This is a genomic window from Kluyvera chengduensis (assembly GCF_044197065.1).
Lineage (GTDB): Bacteria > Pseudomonadota > Gammaproteobacteria > Enterobacterales > Enterobacteriaceae > Kluyvera > Kluyvera ascorbata_C.
Map to the genome: position 1 here is coordinate 115,719 of NZ_JBIQOI010000007.1, position 17,033 is coordinate 132,751.

21 protein-coding genes are annotated in these 17,033 nt (G+C 54.8%); 6 read left to right on the plus strand and 15 right to left on the minus strand.

The window, feature by feature from the left end:
• Positions 1 to 131: 131 nt before the first annotated feature.
• Together cycA and fklB are read right to left on the minus strand one after the other, a co-directional pair.
• Positions 132 to 1,538 carry a D-serine/D-alanine/glycine transporter gene (gene cycA / locus ACH1XZ_RS17275; protein WP_395596544.1) on the minus strand — a complete coding sequence of 469 codons (1,407 nt, stop codon included), beginning with the start codon at positions 1,536 to 1,538 and terminating at the stop codon, positions 132 to 134.
• Between the two features lie 302 nt (positions 1,539 to 1,840).
• Positions 1,841 to 2,461: an FKBP-type peptidyl-prolyl cis-trans isomerase gene (gene fklB / locus ACH1XZ_RS17280; protein WP_035893271.1), complete on the minus strand. Its 621-nt coding sequence runs from the start codon at positions 2,459 to 2,461 to the stop codon at positions 1,841 to 1,843.
• A 210-nt stretch (positions 2,462 to 2,671) separates the two neighbouring features.
• Between fklB and ACH1XZ_RS17285 the strand changes: the two genes are divergently transcribed.
• Positions 2,672 to 3,313, plus strand: a complete 642-nt coding sequence (locus ACH1XZ_RS17285) for a LysM-like peptidoglycan-binding domain-containing protein (RefSeq protein WP_395596545.1) — start codon at positions 2,672 to 2,674, stop codon at positions 3,311 to 3,313.
• An 86-nt stretch (positions 3,314 to 3,399) separates the two neighbouring features.
• On the opposite strand, the gene ACH1XZ_RS17290 is transcribed toward ACH1XZ_RS17285, so the two are convergent.
• The 5 genes from ACH1XZ_RS17290 to rpsF all read right to left on the minus strand — a co-directional run bounded on the left by ACH1XZ_RS17290 (position 3,400) and on the right by rpsF (position 5,910).
• The gene (locus ACH1XZ_RS17290; RefSeq protein WP_395596546.1) at positions 3,400 to 4,326 is read right to left on the minus strand and encodes a DMT family transporter; all 927 of its coding nucleotides are present in this window, start codon (positions 4,324 to 4,326) and stop codon (positions 3,400 to 3,402) included.
• A gap of 146 nt (positions 4,327 to 4,472) precedes the next feature.
• On the minus strand, positions 4,473 to 4,922 hold the full coding sequence (gene rplI, locus ACH1XZ_RS17295) for a 50S ribosomal protein L9 (RefSeq protein WP_035893274.1): 450 nt from the start codon (positions 4,920 to 4,922) through the stop codon (positions 4,473 to 4,475).
• Between the two features lie 39 nt (positions 4,923 to 4,961).
• Positions 4,962 to 5,189, minus strand: coding sequence for a 30S ribosomal protein S18 (rpsR, locus tag ACH1XZ_RS17300; RefSeq protein ID WP_002210155.1), 228 nt, complete (start codon positions 5,187 to 5,189; stop codon positions 4,962 to 4,964).
• Between the two features lie 4 nt (positions 5,190 to 5,193).
• Positions 5,194 to 5,508 carry a primosomal replication protein N gene (gene priB, locus ACH1XZ_RS17305; RefSeq protein ID WP_035893276.1) on the minus strand — a complete coding sequence of 105 codons (315 nt, stop codon included), beginning with the start codon at positions 5,506 to 5,508 and terminating at the stop codon, positions 5,194 to 5,196.
• 6 nt (positions 5,509 to 5,514) lie between these two features.
• Entirely contained in the window at positions 5,515 to 5,910 is a 396-nt protein-coding gene (gene rpsF / locus ACH1XZ_RS17310) for a 30S ribosomal protein S6 (RefSeq protein ID WP_035893279.1), read from the minus strand.
• Between the two features lie 340 nt (positions 5,911 to 6,250).
• Here rpsF and ACH1XZ_RS17315 point away from each other — a divergent pair, with 340 nt between their 5' ends.
• Positions 6,251 to 6,526, plus strand: coding sequence for a YdgH/BhsA/McbA family protein (locus tag ACH1XZ_RS17315; protein WP_395596547.1), 276 nt, complete (start codon positions 6,251 to 6,253; stop codon positions 6,524 to 6,526).
• A gap of 223 nt (positions 6,527 to 6,749) precedes the next feature.
• Here ACH1XZ_RS17315 and ACH1XZ_RS17320 read toward each other — a convergent pair whose 3' ends face one another.
• Genes ACH1XZ_RS17320 through ulaA form a run of 6 tightly spaced genes read right to left on the minus strand, consistent with a single transcriptional unit; the run spans position 6,750 to position 11,159 of the window.
• The gene (locus ACH1XZ_RS17320) at positions 6,750 to 7,433 is read right to left on the minus strand and encodes an L-ribulose-5-phosphate 4-epimerase (RefSeq protein WP_395596548.1); all 684 of its coding nucleotides are present in this window, start codon (positions 7,431 to 7,433) and stop codon (positions 6,750 to 6,752) included.
• Complete coding sequence (locus ACH1XZ_RS17325; RefSeq protein ID WP_395596549.1) at positions 7,433 to 8,287, minus strand: L-ribulose-5-phosphate 3-epimerase; 855 nt, start codon at positions 8,285 to 8,287, stop codon at positions 7,433 to 7,435. Before ACH1XZ_RS17325 ends, ACH1XZ_RS17320 begins: the two co-directional genes overlap by 1 nt.
• 9 nt (positions 8,288 to 8,296) lie before the next feature.
• Positions 8,297 to 8,947 carry a 3-keto-L-gulonate-6-phosphate decarboxylase UlaD gene (gene ulaD / locus ACH1XZ_RS17330; protein ID WP_395596550.1) on the minus strand — a complete coding sequence of 217 codons (651 nt, stop codon included), beginning with the start codon at positions 8,945 to 8,947 and terminating at the stop codon, positions 8,297 to 8,299.
• Positions 8,948 to 8,960: 13 nt separating this feature from the next.
• The gene (gene ulaC / locus ACH1XZ_RS17335; RefSeq protein WP_395596551.1) at positions 8,961 to 9,431 is read right to left on the minus strand and encodes a PTS ascorbate transporter subunit IIA; all 471 of its coding nucleotides are present in this window, start codon (positions 9,429 to 9,431) and stop codon (positions 8,961 to 8,963) included.
• A gap of 9 nt (positions 9,432 to 9,440) precedes the next feature.
• Positions 9,441 to 9,746, minus strand: coding sequence for a PTS ascorbate transporter subunit IIB (gene ulaB, locus ACH1XZ_RS17340; protein ID WP_035893290.1), 306 nt, complete (start codon positions 9,744 to 9,746; stop codon positions 9,441 to 9,443).
• A gap of 12 nt (positions 9,747 to 9,758) precedes the next feature.
• A complete protein-coding gene (gene ulaA, locus ACH1XZ_RS17345; protein ID WP_185669106.1) occupies positions 9,759 to 11,159 on the minus strand; it encodes a PTS ascorbate transporter subunit IIC in 1,401 nt (466 codons plus the stop codon).
• 362 nt (positions 11,160 to 11,521) lie between these two features.
• Here ulaA and ulaG point away from each other — a divergent pair, with 362 nt between their 5' ends.
• Together ulaG and ulaR are read left to right on the plus strand one after the other, a co-directional pair.
• On the plus strand, positions 11,522 to 12,586 hold the full coding sequence (ulaG, locus tag ACH1XZ_RS17350) for an L-ascorbate 6-phosphate lactonase (RefSeq protein WP_395596552.1): 1,065 nt from the start codon (positions 11,522 to 11,524) through the stop codon (positions 12,584 to 12,586).
• A gap of 225 nt (positions 12,587 to 12,811) precedes the next feature.
• Positions 12,812 to 13,567 (plus strand): HTH-type transcriptional regulator UlaR, encoded by a 756-nt coding sequence (ulaR, locus tag ACH1XZ_RS17355; RefSeq protein ID WP_395596553.1) that lies wholly within the window; start codon positions 12,812 to 12,814, stop codon positions 13,565 to 13,567.
• Here ulaR and yjfP read toward each other — a convergent pair.
• Positions 13,564 to 14,301 carry an esterase gene (yjfP, locus tag ACH1XZ_RS17360; RefSeq protein ID WP_395596554.1) on the minus strand — a complete coding sequence of 246 codons (738 nt, stop codon included), beginning with the start codon at positions 14,299 to 14,301 and terminating at the stop codon, positions 13,564 to 13,566. The genes ulaR and yjfP overlap by 4 nt on opposite strands.
• 206 nt (positions 14,302 to 14,507) lie before the next feature.
• Here yjfP and bsmA point away from each other — a divergent pair, with 206 nt between their 5' ends.
• Together bsmA and yjfN are read left to right on the plus strand one after the other, a co-directional pair.
• Positions 14,508 to 14,816: a biofilm peroxide resistance protein BsmA gene (bsmA, locus tag ACH1XZ_RS17365; RefSeq protein WP_395596555.1), complete on the plus strand. Its 309-nt coding sequence runs from the start codon at positions 14,508 to 14,510 to the stop codon at positions 14,814 to 14,816.
• Between the two features lie 116 nt (positions 14,817 to 14,932).
• Positions 14,933 to 15,220, plus strand: coding sequence for a DUF1471 family protease activator YjfN (yjfN, locus tag ACH1XZ_RS17370; protein WP_395596588.1), 288 nt, complete (start codon positions 14,933 to 14,935; stop codon positions 15,218 to 15,220).
• 61 nt (positions 15,221 to 15,281) lie between these two features.
• Here yjfN and ACH1XZ_RS17375 read toward each other — a convergent pair whose 3' ends face one another.
• Positions 15,282 to 16,904 carry an isovaleryl-CoA dehydrogenase gene (locus ACH1XZ_RS17375; RefSeq protein WP_395596556.1) on the minus strand — a complete coding sequence of 541 codons (1,623 nt, stop codon included), beginning with the start codon at positions 16,902 to 16,904 and terminating at the stop codon, positions 15,282 to 15,284.
• Positions 16,905 to 17,033 lie beyond the last annotated feature (129 nt).

Here is a 17,033-nt window from a genome sequence, read left to right on the forward strand (position 1 = left end):
AGCGCCACGATGGGCGCTTTGTGTCGTTTCCCCTCACCCCGGCCCTCTCCGCAGAGGGGCGAGGGAGAAAACCGCACCGAGCGGTCCCCTCTCCCCCTTGGGGAGAGGGTTAGGGTGAGGGGGAAATTCTCTTACTTAGCCAGCTTGTTCTTACGCAGGAACATCCAACCCAGCCCCAGCACGATGAACCAGATTGGCGTTACCATCAGCGCTTCGCGGGTATCCGCTTCCAGGGTCAGCAGTACCAGAACGAAGGCGAAGAACGCCATGCAGACCCAGCACATCACTTTGCCCAGCGGCATTTTGTAGATCGATTTTTCATGCAGGTGCGGACGCTTCTTACGGTAGACCAGGTAAGAACACAGAATAATCGTCCAGACGAACATAAACAGAATCGCCGATACGGTGGTGATCATGGTGAAGGCCGCAATCACGCTTGGGTTCACCATCAGCATCACCACGCCGCCCAGCAGGCAGATACAGGAGAAGGTCAGCCCTTTTGCCGGTACTGCACGCTTGGAAAGCTTCGCGAACAGGCTTGGTGCTACGCCGTCCTGCGCCAGACCGAACAGCATACGGCTGGTTGAGAACACGCCGCTGTTGGCGGAGGAAGTCGCAGAAGTCAGCACCACGAAGTTGATGATGCTCGCCGCCGCCGGCAGACCGACCAGCATGAACAGTTCAACAAATGGGCTCTTATCAGGCACGATTGAGCTCCACGGGGTCACGGACATAATCACAATCAGCGCGAACACGTAGAACATAATGATACGGATGGGAATCGAGTTAATCGCGCGTGGCAGGGATTTCTCAGGGTCTTTAGTTTCCGCCGCGGTGGTGCCCACCAGCTCAATCCCCACGAAGGCGAAGACCGCTATCTGGAAGCCCGCAAAGAAGCCGCTGATGCCTTTCGGGAACCAGCCGCCATCATTCCACAGGTGGGCAAACGAGGCTTCTACGCCGGTCGGTGATTTGAAGTGCATCAGCACCATCACCAGGCCGACAACAATCAGCGCCACAATCGCGACGATTTTGATCATCGCAAACCAGAACTCCATCTCACCGAACATCTTCACGGTGGCAAGGTTCAGGCTCAGCAGTAGGACAACCACCGCCAGCGAAGCCACCCAATCGGATAGTCCGGGGAACCAGAACTGCGCGTAGGCGGTAATGGCGACGACGTCCGCCATGCCGGTCACCACCCAACAGAACCAGTAGGTCCAGCCGGTAAAATACCCGGCCCATGGGCCAAGCAGGTCGGCCGCAAAGTCACTAAACGATTTGTACTCGAGGTTGGAGAGCAGCAGCTCACCCATCGCGCGCATCACGAAGAAAAGCATAAAACCGATGATCATATAAACGAAGATGATCGAGGGCCCAGCGAGACTGATAGTTTTGCCCGATCCCATAAACAGCCCGGTGCCGATGGCCCCGCCGATAGCAATAAGCTGAATATGTCGGTTTGTGAGGTTTCGCCGTAGCGATTGTTCAGCCGGCTCCTGCCCTTCGGCAGCAGCGACCTTGATCTGATCAACCATGTGATTTTCTTCCTGTTGTTTCTGTCTGTGTTGTGCGGGCTCTACTGGCCCTTTATGTCGTCATGCAAGACGATCCTATCAATAGGATGCCTCGATATTAGGTAAGAATCGGAGGGATGAATACTATGATTTAAATATAATGTTAATTTTATGTTTAAAGTGAGTGTTATATCACCTCACCTATGGGAAACAGCTCACAAAAATACACGCAATTGCTGTATTTGCAAGATTAAATCCCAACATATATCTAACTTCAGGAGTTTGTATCCTCTCCCCGGACGAAGAGAGGATAAGTGCGAGGATTACAGGATTTCCAGTAACTCGACTTCGAACACCAGGGTGCTGAACGGAGGGATGGAAGCACCCGCGCCGCGCTCGCCGTAGGCCAGGCTATGAGGGATAGTCAGTTCCCACTTAGAACCAACCGGCATCAGGGTCAGTGCTTCAATCCAGCCAGCGATAACGCCGTTAACCGGGAATTCTGCTGGTTCGCCGCGCGCAACGGAGCTGTCGAATACGGTGCCGTCAATCAGCTTACCGGTGTAGTGCACACGAACGTGATCGGTACGCGCTGGGATTGCGCCTTCGCCCTGGGTCAGAACGCGGAACTGCAGACCGGATTCGGTGCTGTTTACGCCTTCTTTCTCACGGTTTTCTTCCAGATATTTCACGCCGTCTTCGGCCATCGCCGCAAAACGCTCACGACGTACTGCATCAGCACGTTCGTGGATTTCACGCAGCGCGCGATGAACAACGTCTACCGGCACAGCAGGCTGTTTGCCTTCCAGCGCATCGGCGATACCGGCAACCAGTGCTTCCGGCAGTAAACCCTGCAAACCGGACTCGCTCAGTTGCTGCCCTACCTGCAGGCCGATACCGTAGCTTGCCTGTGCTTCAATAGTGTCAAAAGTCGGGGTGGCCATCGTCTTTCCTTTCTTCGGGTATAAAGTAGCGGGCAGCATAGCAGCCACGCCGCACAGGGTAAAACTTTGTGTCAGGAAAGATGACAAATTACCGGGAAAAAGAAACAATAAGTTTTGCCTATAGGATATGATGAAAGTGCGCTTTGCCACGTTCATCAGGCAGTTAGCCATCTATACTGGATAGCATCGACACGGAGCAGGAGGAGAGCCATGCCCGCGAGATTTGAAATTAAACCTTTGCTGGTGAAAATCTGGCATGCGCCGGACGATCTTCGCATCCTGGACCCGCTGCCGCCAGCCCACCGTCGCGGCGTGATTGTTGCGGCACTGGCTATTATCATCGGCTTCCTGCTGCCTTCCGCTGACGACAGCCCCCCACCTCAGGTGACTCGCTCCGCACAGCTGGACTTCCAGTCACAGTCGCAAACGCCACAGCCTGACGCTCAGCCATTGCACGCCCAGTTGGTCACGCCGTCTAACGATTTAGATCAGGTTGCCCCTGTTGCGCCGGAACCGGTGCAGGAAGAGCAGCAGAGCGAACAGCAGGCCGCGCCGTCGCGAACTCAGCCCTATCAGGAGAGCCGCAGCAGCAGCGACTGGCGCACCTATCAGGTTGAAGCCGGTAAAACGCTGGCGCAGCTTTTCCGCGACAATAATCTGCCGCCAACCGATGTCTATGCCATGGCGCAGGTTGAGGGGGCTGGTAAACCGCTGAGTAACCTGAAGAACGGCCAGAAAGTGCAGATTCGTAAGAACGCCAACGGTGTGGTTACCGGGTTAACCATCGAATCTGACAACGGTCAGGTGCTGTTCACTCGCCAGCAGGACGGTAGTTTTATTCGCGCGCGTTAAGCGCGCAAATTGCCGGATGGAGGCTCCGCCTTATCCGGCCTACAAAAACGTGAACGCAGGCCTGATAAGCGCAGCGCCATCAGGCATTACCGCTTCACCTTGTTCACCCACCAAATCCCCGAACAGACCAGCACCAGCGCCAGCGCGTATTTCCACTCGAGAATATTTTCCCCAAGGAAAATCGCCGACAGTACCGAACCGGATACCGGGATCAGGAAGTTAAACGGCGCAATCATTCCCACGCGGTTGTACTTGAGCAGAATACTCCACAGCGCAAAGGCCACCGACGACAGCAGCGTCAGATAGCCAAGAATCGCCACCGACGAGAAGCCGTGGAAGGTGAGTGTGCCGCCACTCAGGTAGCCACCAACCACCAATGCCAAACCGCCCAGCGCCAGTTGGTAACCGGTCATCACCGTCGGGTCGACCGTTTGGGAGATGCGCTTGCCGTACAGCGAAGCCGCCGACAGGATAAACGCCGCCAGCACCACTGAGCCATCGCCCAGGCTAAAGCTGAAGTCCAGCAGCCCGCTGTTGAAGTTCACCACCATCACCCCGACAAAGCCGAGAATACAGCCCAGCGTCTTGTTATAGCTCAGCCGATCGTTCTGATAGATAAAGTGCGCCAGCAGGACGCTAAAGAAGGTACCCGTGGCATTCATAATTGACCCTTTCACCCCGGTGGTGAAAGCAAGGCCAATGTAGAAGAAGATGTACTGTAGCGAGGTCTGGGTGAGTCCCAGCAGGCTTAGCTGGCCAAACTGACGCGCGCTCAGGCGAGCAATAGGCTTGCGCTGTGCCATCGCCAGCAGGAGCAATATCAGCCCGGCAAACAGGAAACGGTAGCCCGCAAAGACGATTTTGGTCGGAATATCATCAGTGGCAATCTGAAACAGTTCATATCCGCTCTTAATCGCCGGGTAAGCACTTCCCCAAAGTAGACAGCAGAACGCAGCGCAGAGATAAACGATGTTTTTGCGGGAAAACAGAGGATGCTGGCGCAGAGTTTCCATTCTTTTACCAAAAATTAAAATATTGTTTTAATTTTTTGATTATCGCGAAAAGGATGAAAGATAGCCAGTCGAAAAGTGGTGGGCCTAAAAAGCAAAACGCCGGCACAAGGCCGGCGGTTTGTTGTTATCAAAACGTGGATTGCTGATTAAGCAGCAACAACGTTGATGATAACTTTAGCGAATACTTCGCTGTGAACCTGGAAGTCCACTTCGTGCTCGCCAACAGTACGCAGAACGCCGTTCGGCAGACGAACTTCGCTCTTAGCAACTTTAACGCCAGCTGCAGTAACTGCATCAGCGATGTCGCGAGTACCGATGGAACCGAACAGTTTACCTTCGTCGCCAGCTTTAGACGCGATGGTTACTGATTCCAGTGCTACGATCTGTGCAGCACGAGCTTCTGCAGCGCCCAGAACGTCAGCCAGTTTGGCTTCCAGTTCTGCACGACGTGCTTCGAAGAATTCAACGTTTTTCTTGGTAGCAGGAACAGCTTTGCCCTGTGGTACCAGGAAGTTACGAGCGTAGCCCGCTTTAACGTTAACTTGATCACCCAGGGTGCCCAGGTTTGCTACTTTATCAAGCAGAATAACTTGCATTACCTTATCCTCTTAAAGTCGTTAATAGACGGCGGCCGATTACTGATGACGATCGGTATACGGCAGCAGGGACAGGTAGCGAGCGCGCTTGATGCAGCGAGCCAGCTGACGCTGGTATTTTGCACGAGTACCGGTGATACGGCTCGGGACAATTTTACCGCTTTCGGTAATGTAGTTTTTCAACGTTGCGATGTCTTTGTAATCGATCTCAACAACGCCTTCCGCGGTGAAACGGCAGAACTTGCGACGACGGAAATAACGTGCCATATGGCTAGTCTCCAGAATCTATCAATTCAATCTGCTCGGCATGCAGAACCATTTTGCTCAGGCCATTCTTTGCTTTGTGGCAACAGATAAAACCCTGAACGGTGACTGCACTACCGACCGTTATACTGTGAGTAATGGCTTGGTTCTCTTGTCCGCTAATAATAACGGGCATTTGGCACCACGCCTGCCGGTGAAAGCCGGCTTCCTCCTGCACAGAACGATGCTCAAGCACGAACTGGCAATGAGGAATTCCTGATGGGCTGACCTTGCGAAGCGGTGTTCTGCACACTGTGCCGGATAACACCAGACGATTGGTCATCAGAAATTACTCTTCAGAATCCCCAGCTTCAGCATCATCTGAGGTTTCGTTTGCGAAATCATCGCGACGTTCACGACGCTCGTCTTTCGCTTTAACCATCGGAGACGCTTCGGTAACAGCGTGCTTAGTACGCATAACCATGCTGCGGATAACGGCATCGTTGAAGCGGAAGTTAGTTTCCAGCTCATCGATCACTTCCTGCGGCGCTTCAACGTTCAGCAGAACGTAGTGAGCTTTGTGCAGTTTGTTGATCGGGTAAGCCAGCTGACGACGGCCCCAGTCTTCCAGACGGTGGATCGTGCCTTCTGCTGCAGTGATTGCACCAGTGTAGCGCTCGATCATACCCGGAACCTGTTCGCTCTGGTCAGGATGGACCATAAAAACGATTTCGTAATGACGCATCGAATTGCTCCTTACGGATTATTCAGCCTCCTGTCTGGGTCAGCCGAGGCCCATGGAGGCAAGGAACGTGTTAAAGGTCGGCTGAAAAATGACGCGTAATAATACTTGCCCCCCCCAGGAAACTCAAGTGAATTGCACAAAAAGTTCACACAAAAGGCAAAGTCGGTCTAAGTCAGTGATTTAAAATTAAACAGCCCCAAATGCGGCATTTTTTTGAACAACAGCATCAGAAAAGGTCGCCATACAGCAGTCAAAAACCGATTACAATTACATCAGTAGTCAACCACAACAAGAGGAGAGCCCCCGCGTTAGCGTCAGGACTGTCAGTAAGGAGTCGAGTATGAAAACTATCGTCATTGCCGCATTGGCTGCGCTACTGGTTAGCGTCAGCGCACAGGCCGCCATTAAGATCGATGGCCATCAGGCACGTAACATGGACGATGTACAGAGCCTGGGGGTTATCTATATCAACCATAATATCGCCACTGAGCAAGAGGCCGATAAGGCGCTCAGTCAGGAGAGCGATGCTCAGGGGGCAAAATACTTCCAGCCTATCCTGATACATGAACCCGGAAGCAACGGTTTGATCCACGCGAGCGCTGCGCTGTATCGCTAATCCCGTGCATCGTTCTTCGCCCCCACCCCGAGGGCGAAGAACGCCTGCCGTAAAAAGGCTCCGGAATCAGACCAGTAACATCCCGAAGGTGTACAAATCCCGGAGCACATTTTTGGTAGCCGACTCCGGGGAGAACCCGGCGGCGCTTCGCTTGGCCGGGCTACGTTCCAGGTCCTGTAGGCCTGATAAGCGTAGCGCCATCAGGCATTATCAGGCTTCTAGATCACTGCCCGTAATAGGCATTCGGCCCATGCTTACGCATAAAGTGTTTATTCATCAGGTAGCTGTCAATCGAGCTAAGCGCTGGGTTGATACCGCGCGCAATCCACGCCATTTTCGCCACCTCTTCCATCACCACCGCGTTATGCACCGCGTCGTGCGCATCTTTCCCCCAGGCGAATGGGCCATGCTGGTACACCACAATTCCCGGCGTATGCAGCGGTTCGACATCACCCAGCGTCTCGATGATCACCTTGCCGGTATTCAGCTCATATTCCCCCTGAACTTCAGCCTCTGTTAACGCGCGGGTGCAGGGAATATCGCCAAAGAAGTAGTCCGCATGGGTAGTGCCGAGCGCGGGGATCGCCAGACCGGCCTGCGCCCACGCTGTCGCATGAGTCGAGTGGGTATGCACTACGCCGCCGAGCGATGGGTAACGGCGGTACATCGCCAGATGCGTCGCGGTATCGGAGGAAGGACGATAGTGCCCTTCCACCACGTTACCGTCCATATCCACGACCACCATGTCATCCACGGTCATAGCCTCATACGCTACGCCGCTCGGTTTAATCACTACCCGACCGCGTTCACGGTCGATAGCGCTGACGTTGCCCCAGGTAAAGGTCACCAGACCGTAGCGCGGCAAATCCATATTGGCGTCGAATACCTGCTGTTTTAGCTGTAGCATTATGCCGCCTCCACCAGTCCAGCGCGGGCCATTCTGGCCTTCACCCAATCGCGCGCTTTTGCCACTTCACGCACCGGGTCGTCTGAGGTTTCACTCCACATCTCAATCAGATACGGGCCGCAGTAGCCACTCTCGCGCAGCGTTTCAAAACAGCGCTCGAAGTCGACAACACCTTCACCGAAGGGGACGTTTTTAAAGACGCCGGGCTTCGTGTCTTTTACGTGTACGGCAACGATATGCCCCATCCCTGCCTGTAGCTCCATCTGTACGTCGTTATCCCACGCTGACAGGTTGCCAATATCTGGATAAAGCTGGAACCACGGGTTATTCAGATAGTGCGCATAGCCAAGCGCCTTACTGATGGAGTTCATCAGCGGGTAATCCATGATCTCCATCGCCAGCGTGACCTGCGCACGGCTGGCCATTTCCACGCTCTCCTTCAGGCCATCGCGAAAGCGTCGACGCGTTTCGTCATTCGCCTGCTGGTAATAGACGTCATATCCCGCCAGTTGGATCACCCGGATGCCGATGTCCTGCGCAAAGCGGATAGCTTTACGCATAATCTCCAGCCCCTGATTGCGAACGTCGTTATCTTCGCAACCCAAAGGGAAGCGGCGATGCGCGCTCAGACACATCGACGGCACGCGTACGCCGGTTTCCGCAATCGCGCCCACCAGCGCTAAACGCTGCTCGCGACTCCAGTCGAGACGCGACAGCCGTTCGTCGGTCTCATCCACCGACATTTCAACGAAATCAAAACCCAGCTCTTTTGCCAGACGCAGGCGTTCCAGCCAGCACTCCCCGGCGGGGAGCGCTTTTTCATAGATGCCAAGCGGTGTCTGTTTCGACAACATAACCGCTCCTTAGCCCCAAAGCTGAGCAATAGAGCGCTTGAACTGACGCGCGGCTTCCACTGGAGATGCTGCATCACGAATGCTACGGCCCGCGATAAAGACGTGGATTGGGATTCCCGCAAACAGCGGCAGATCTTCCAGCGCCAGCCCGCCGGTGACGGTCACTTTAAAGCCCATATCCGCCAGACGTTTGATGGCGCTAATGTCCGCCTCCCCCCACGCCACACCGGCTGCCTGCGCATCGCGGCTGCGGTGATAGACCACCTGCCCAATGCCCGCATCGCGCCACTCTTTGGCCTGTTCCCAGGTCCAGTAGCCGGTCAGCTCAATCTGCACGTCGCCGTTAAACTCTTTTGCTACGTCCAGCGCGCCTTTGGCGGTGTTGATATCCGCACAGCAGATGACGGTGACCCAGTCAGCGTTGGCTTCAAAGCACATGCGGGAAAGGATTTTACCCGCGTCGGCAATTTTGGCGTCTGCCAGCACGATTTTATGCGGATACAGCGCCTTCAGGTCGCGCACTGCGCGCACGCCTTCACCGACGCAAAGGATGGTGCCGACTTCAATGATATCAACCTCTTCCGCAATCAGGCGGGTGGTTTCATAGGCGCTGTCCATGGTCTGGTTATCCAGCGCAACCTGCAACATTGGTAATGACATGTTCAATTCCTTCTTAAGCTGTCGCCGCCTGAGTGGCGCTATCGATTAAATCCAGCACGTCCTGCTCGGTACGGCAGGCGCGTAAACGGTCGAAATTGGCTTCATCTTCAAACAGGTTGACGATCTGCATGATGCCGTCTTCCTGATGAGTGCGTGCATCCACCGCCGCCAGGGTGATGAGGATATCGACCGGGTCGTTGTCTTCGTGGTTAAACACCATCGGGGTTTTCAGGGTGACTAATGCAAAACCGTTTTTCTTCACCCCTTCTTCAGGGCGGCCATGCGGCATCGCCAAGCCAGGGGCAATGACGAAGTACGGGCCGAAACGTTCAACACCATCCAGAATCGCCTGGAAGTAGCGCGGCTCGACAACCTCTGCCTCCACCAGCAGGTCAACGCCAAGCTTGACCGCTTCCTGCCAGGTATTAGCTTCCTCCTGCAGGCGGATGGATTTATTTTCCGCCAATGAATCACGTAGCTTCATGGGTTGTCCTTACTTCATGTCTTTCGGGAAATGCGCGCTGATGACTTCCATCAGCTTCGGACCGAAGTCGGCCGCCGAGAGCATATTGCGTACGCCCACCACGTATTTGTTGCCGGAGACGGTGATTTCGCTCGCAACATGGGTGGAGGCGATAATGATGTCGGCCCCGCTCAGCTCGCTTTTGTACTCGCCCACCGCGCAGCTGTTTACCGTGTGATCAACGCCCTGCTCTTTGAGGAACTGGTCGACTTTCATCTTCATAATCATGGAGCTGCCTTGCCCACAACCACATACAGCCAGAATACGTACGGTCATAATCAACACTCCTTAGTGAGCAGAAACTTCTGCCATTTGTTTTTCCGCATCTTCTTCAGCGCGCAGGGTGCGGCCAGCGAAGAACATATAAGCCAGGGCAATCACGATGATGACGGCCATGAAAATCAGCCCGATGGAGGCAAAGCCCTGCATCATCGGCGGTGCCAGAATTGACCAGTCGGCCATCCCCATCCAGGCGCTCATGCCGGTCAGTTTCACCGCCCATACGCAGCCGAAGATTTCGATCATCCCCATCACCAGACAAATCTTGAGCGCCGCGCGCCAGCCGCCGAAGTGGTTAGCAAAGACGCCGATGGTGGCGTTGGAGAAGAACATCGGGATAAAGCCTGGAATAATCAGGATGGAAGAGCCGCAGCCGACCAGAATGCCCACGGCAATCAATTGACCGATGGTGCCCCACATAAAGCCCCATACCACGGCGTTTGGCGCGAAGCTATAAATCGCGGCGCAATCAATCGCTAGCACGGCACCGGGGATCAGGCGCTGAGAGATACCGTTAAAGGCTTCAGACAGCTCGGCGACGAACATGCGTACGCCCTGAGTGATGATGAAAATGGCCACCGCAAACGAGAAGCCGGTTTGCAGGATGTAGATAGTCCAGTGGGTCTTACCGGCCATCGCCTGTACCACATCCAGACCGAACGACAGCAGAATCGCACCGAAGAAGACCGTCATTACGATGGCAGTAGAGACGATGTTGTCATGGAAGATATTGAGCCAGCCCGGCAGCTTCAGGTCCTCTACGCTCTCCTCTTTCTTACCCAGGAACGGCGCCACCTTGTAGGCAATCCACGACGCAAACTGCTGCTGGTGACCGATGGAGAAACCGCAGTTATCCGTCACTTCCTGCGTCGGTTTGTACATCATGTTGGAGGTAATCCCCCAGTAGAGCGACACCAGCACTGCCGTGCAGATAATGGTGGTCCACATGGAGTAACCGCAGATATAGAAGAACACCGCAATCAACCCGGCCTGCTGGAACATGATGTGACCGGTGAGCATGATGGTGCGGATCCCCGTGATACGCCGCAGCAGCACGTAGCAAATGTTCAATGCCAACGCGAGCAGCACCGCATAGCCCACCCAGCTATAGGCATCGCCCATGCGTTCGATGGTCGCCATCATTGAGGCGTAGGTATCAGAAATGGCGCCGTTGATGCCGTAAACCTCAGACATCTTTGCCACTACCGGTTTGAAGGTGCTGGTCAGGATGCCCGACCCCGCCTGCAGAAGCATAAAGCCGATAATCGTCTTGATGGTGCCTTTGATAATCACGCTAACGCTTTTGCGCAGCAGGATATAACCAAGACAGGTCACGATACCCAGCAGCAGCGGGGCGTTGGTCATCACCTGATTAAAAAAGACGGTAAAGATGTTGTAGAGGATCTCCATAACGCTCTCCGATAAATGAAGTGGCTGAACCAGCAACCCTGCTCAGCGGTGGTGTGACACACTCTAATAATCAAAAATAATCACAACAAGATTCAATTTGATTAAATGTGACGCGCGCCGCAATAATAAGCACATTTAAAGAATGGAATTAATAACCATTCAATAAATATAAAAATAAACCAACAAAATCAATAAAATGAAATAAAAACATAGGTTAACAATTATTGATTTATCGTTACCTTGCATTGAGATCGTCCTCTCACACGCCAAAATACATCATTGCAATAATGAAAAAACGGTGACAATATCAATCACAACAAATCACAATGTGATTACTTATGACGATTTAAGAGGAAAACACGATGAGTAAAGTTGAAACCATTTCGCGAGAATCCTGGATCCTGAGCACCTTTCCAGAGTGGGGTAGCTGGCTGAATGAAGAGATCGAGCAAGAGCAGGTCGCACCGGGTACTTTTGCGATGTGGTGGCTGGGTTGCACCGGTATCTGGCTGAAATCAGAAGGCGGTACTAACGTCTGTGTCGATTTCTGGTGCGGCACAGGCAAACAAAGCCACGGCAATCCGCTGATGAAACAAGGTCATCAGATGCAGCGCATGGCGGGGGTGAAAAAATTACAGCCAAACCTGCGCACCACGCCGTTTGTGCTGGATCCGTTCGCCATCCGTCAGATCGACGCCGTGCTGGCAACTCACGATCATAACGATCATATCGACGTGAACGTTGCGGCCGCCGTCATGCAGAACTGCGCGGACGATGTGCCGTTTATCGGGCCACAAACCTGCGTTGACCTATGGGTAGGCTGGGGCGTGCCGAAAGAACGCTGCATCGTGGTGAAACCAGGCGATGTGGTTAAGGTAAAAGATATTGAAATTCATGCGCTTGATGCTTTCGATCGCACCGCGTTGATTACGCTGCCAGCCGATCAAAAAGCCGCTGGCGTACTGCCGGACGGTATGGACGCACGCGCGGTAAACTACCTGTTCAAAACGCCGGGCGGCACCCTGTATCACAGCGGTGACTCCCACTACTCTAACTACTACGCCAAGCACGGCAACGAGCATCACATCGACGTGGCGCTGGGATCCTACGGCGAGAACCCGCGCGGGATCACCGACAAAATGACCAGCGCCGATATGCTGCGTATGGCCGAGGCGCTGAACACCAAAGTGGTGATCCCTTTCCACCACGATATCTGGTCAAACTTCCAGGCGGACCCGCAGGAAATCCGCGTGCTGTGGGAGATGAAAAAAGACCGCCTGAAATACGGATTTAAGCCGTTTATCTGGCAGGTTGGCGGCAAGTTTACCTGGCCGCTGGATAAAGATAACTTCGAGTATCACTATCCGCGTGGCTTCGACGATTGCTTTACCATTGAGCCGGATCTGCCGTTTAAATCGTTCCTGTAAATTTAGGGGGCGAGCGAACCTTTGTAGGCCGGATAAGGCGTTACGCCACCATCCGGCATCTTGCTCCGTGTTGCCTGATGGCGCTGCGCTTATCAGGCCTACCCCCACTCCGTAGCCCGGGCGAGATGCCTCAACATCGACCCCGGGAAATAGCCCATATACTTTTAGTATTTTGGCGATTTTTCAAATATCATCTTTAATCATCATTTTTTTTCGGATTAGCTCATGACGGAAGCGCAAAGACATCAGATTCTACTGGACCTGCTGGCGCAAGCGGGTTTTATAACAGTAGAGCAGGTGATTTCCCGTCTGGGGATCTCACCCGCTACGGCCCGCAGGGACATCAACAAGCTTGATGAAAGCGGCAAGCTGAAAAAAGTGCGCAACGGCGCCGAGGCCGTTAACCAGCAGCGCCCGCGCTGGTCACCAATGAACATTCATCAGGCACAAAATCACGACGAGAAAGTCCGTATCGCGAAAGCGGCGGCGCAGCTGGTGATGCCCGGTGAAAGCGTGGTGATCAACTGCGGATCGACGGCTTTTCTGGTCGGCCAGGAGATCTGCGGCAAACCGGTTCAGATCATCACTAACTACCTGCCGCTGGCTAACTACCTTATCGATCAAGAACATGACAGCGTGATCATTATGGGCGGGCAGTACAACCGCAGCCACGCCATCACGCTCAGCCCACAGGGCAGCGAAAACAGCCTGTACGCCGGGCACTGGATGTTTACCAGCGGCAAAGGGCTGACGGCAGAAGGGTTGTATAAAACCGACATGCTCACCGCCATGGCAGAACAGAAAATGCTGAACGTAGTGGGTAAGCTTGTGGTACTGGTCGATAGCAGCAAGGTCGGCGAGCGAGCGGGAATGCTGTTCAGCCGCGCCGATGAAATCGATCTGCTGATCACCGGCAAACAGGCTGACCCGGAGATCCTCAAGAAGCTTGAGGATCAGGGGGTGAAGGTCATCCGCGTTTAAAGATGCTGGCGGAAAAAGGCCACCGTACTGTCCAGCGCTTCAGGCGTAATACGGTGGCGAACACCCGCCTGCCAGACACAGGTGAGATGCTCATCGAGTTCGGCCTCCCGCAACGCTTGCTGGAGTCGGAACGTCTCGCCCGGCGGCACCACGTCATCCTCTTCCCCATGCCACAGCAGCAGCGGCCTGTCCGCCAGACGCACCAGCTGATGTCCAACATCCCACTTCGCCAGCGGTGCCAATAGGCGTGCCTTCTCAATAGGATTTGCTGCTGACGGTGGGAATAGCGTCTCGGAAAGCGAAGTGAAATAACCCGACCCCATCAGGCTCGCCACGCATTTCAGCTCCGGATGCTGCGCCATCAGCCCCAGCGCGGTCATGCCGCCCATCGAGGCACCGGCCACCGCTAACCGCCCTTCGCTCACCAGCCCGCTTGCCAGCAGCGCATCGCGTAGCGCTGGGAACTCGGTAAAGTTCTGCACCAGAATCTGCCAGAAGTGCTGCAGACGCTCGGCCCCATCGCCATTGAAGCGTTCTCCATGCTCGGCGGCGTTAGGCATCACCACCCGAAAACCTGCCTGGGCCAGCGCCACGGCAAAATAGCTATAAACAACGTTCGACGAGGTAAAACCGTGATAAAACACTATGCTGGGAAGCGCCTTTTCACTACATCCCCTTGGGTAAGCGTGCAAAATCTGCTGTCCTGCCAGGGTGCGCATTTCCAGTTCAACCATGAGTTATCTCCTTTAGCTATGCTGAGATGGCATACGAAAATTGATGCAGTATGATGACGACAATACCCCTGATTTATAACATTGAGAACCCGGTTACGAAATCGTGATATTTTCATTCGAAAATAGCGCTATGGTTAACAAATCAGGAACATTCGCCTAAAGCGAAATGCTTTCCCCACTACACTATGACTATCAGGAAACGGGAAATGGCTAAACGACGGTTTATCCCACTGTTGCTGGCGCTCTTGTTGAGCGGTTGTACCATCCTGGAAGGCACGCCTGAAGCGCCTCCACCGGTCACCGACCATCCACAGGAAATACGCCGCAACCAGACGGCAGGCTTGCAGCGCATAGGCACGGTTAGCTCGCTGGTGTACGGTTCGCCGATGGATGTTGAAGCGTCTATCAAAGAGAAAGTCGCCGCGCAGAAAGCGGACTACTACGTGATAGTCATGATTGATGACACCGTAGTGCCGGGCCAGTGGTACTCGCAGGCAATTCTCTACCGTAAGTAGTTTTATTAGCTTTACGCAGCTTTGCACCGTTTCACGTTTCCCTGATGCACAATGGCGCCTCTGTCTGGATACAGGATATGCGTCTGCTATGGATTGCCCCCACTGGGTTATGTGAAATGGAGCTGACGATGAAACAAACACTTACCTTATCTACCCTGCTTTTGCCAGGCGGCAGTCATGCCGCGGCGGCGCAATCTGCAGAGTTCGCCAGCGCAGACTGCGTCACCGGGCTGAATGAGATCGGGCTGATTTCGGTGAATAACATCACCGGGAGCCTGGAAGATGTCGAACAGGTCATCGCACGCAAAGCGGATGAACAGGGCGCATCCTGGTATCGCATCGTTCAGATGTATGAAGAACCCCAGCAGGACAATTGGCGAGCACAGGCGATTCTCTATGCTTGATACCCGCCCCTAGTGGAAGAAGCGTTACGCTTGTTGCGCCTCTTCCACCCGCTTCTATTGCCTATCTTCCCCCGCCCGTCGCCCGACACAGCAGGTCATTAATCGCGGGTTCACTCAGTAACGTTCCGCCTCGCGAGTCCAGCATCATTCGACACCAGGCCTGAGCCATCGGCGGCGACGCATGACGCAGCATCTGCGCACCCACGCCCAGCAGGTAAAGCTGAAACGTTATCTCGCGCCCCAGAGATTCAGAAGGCTTGCGCAGCCGTTGCTGTAGCTGCCGCCAGTGCCGATCAAAGTGGCGATCCTGCCCCTTAACCTCGTTACATTCCGCCAACAGCAGCGCCACAGCGTCCGGTTGCTTCATCAACACGCGCAGTACATCGAGGCACATGATGTTACCCGAGCCTTCCCAGATGCTGTTCACCGGCATCTCCCGATACAGGCGCGGTAGTTCGCTCTCTTCACAGTAGCCAATCCCGCCCAGCACCTCCATCGCCTCCGCCACGAACGGGATGCCCGCTTTGCAGATAGCAAATTTGGCTGCAGGGGTGAAAAGACGCGCCCACAGTGCTTCCTGCGGCTGATGATTCTGCCCCCAGGCGCTCGCAAGACGAAACATAAACGCGGTCTGCCCTTCAAGCTGGAGAGCCATTTTCCCCAGCACCTGACGCATCAGCGGCAAGTCGACCAGATTATGGCCGAAGGCCTGACGCTGGAAGGCATGGTATAGCGCCACCGACAGCGCGCGACGCATCAGGCTGTGGCTGCCCAGCGCGCAGTCAAAGCGCGTCAGCCCGCCCATTTTGAGGATTTGCCGGATACCGTCGCCCTCTTCACCCAGCGGCCAGCCGAGCGCCTGCTGGAACTCCACTTCGCTGCTGGCGTTGGCGCGGTTGCCGAGCTTGTCTTTTAGCCGTTCGATGCGAATCGCATTGCGGGTACCGTCGGGCAGCAGGCGCGGCACAAAGAAGCAGGTTAATCCGCCATTAGCCTGCGCCAGCACCAGATGTGCGTCGCTCTGCGGCACCGAATAGAACCATTTGTGCCCGGTAAGCTGATAGCTGCCGTCCTCCAGCCGTTCCGCCCGCGTGCTATTGCTCAGGACGTCCGAGCCGCCCTGTTTTTCGGTCATCCCCATGCCAATCAGGAGTCCGCGCTTCTGCACGCCGGGTAGCTGATGGGGGTCATAGCGATCGCTAAGCAGGGCCGAACGCCAATCGGCAAAAAGCGGCGGCAGCGTTTTTAGCAGCAGCGGCGTGGCGGCAAAGGTCATGGTGATGGGGCACAGCGTGCCGGCTTCCACCTGCGCATGAAGCATAAAGCGCGCGGCACGGGCAACGAATGCGCCGCTGCGCGCCTCTTCCTCCCAGGGAAGGTTATGTACCCGGTTGGCGCAAAGTCCCTGCATCAACAGGTGCCAGGCGGGGTGAAAGCGAACATCGTCGAGCCGCTGCCCCTGCGGGTCATAGCGTAATAGTTCAGGGGGATGAGCGTTGGCGAGCCTGCCGAGCTCCAGCGATTCGGCGGTGCCGAGCTGTTGGCCGATGCTTGCCAGCAGTTCGCTGTCCCAACCGGCGTCATAGCGGGTCACCGCGTCACGCAGCGCAACGTCAGATAGAAACAGGTTGCTGTTATGTAAGGGAATAGGTTGATTAAAAACGGTATGTGTTTGCCAGTTCATTGTGTCTCCCTCCGTCAATGGGCAACCTGTTAAGTATGGATGGTCAGGGGAGATGCACAATAAAAAAGCCACCCGAAAGGGTGGCTTAGATGCAGAACCCGGCGGCGCTTCGCTTGGCCGGGCTACAAA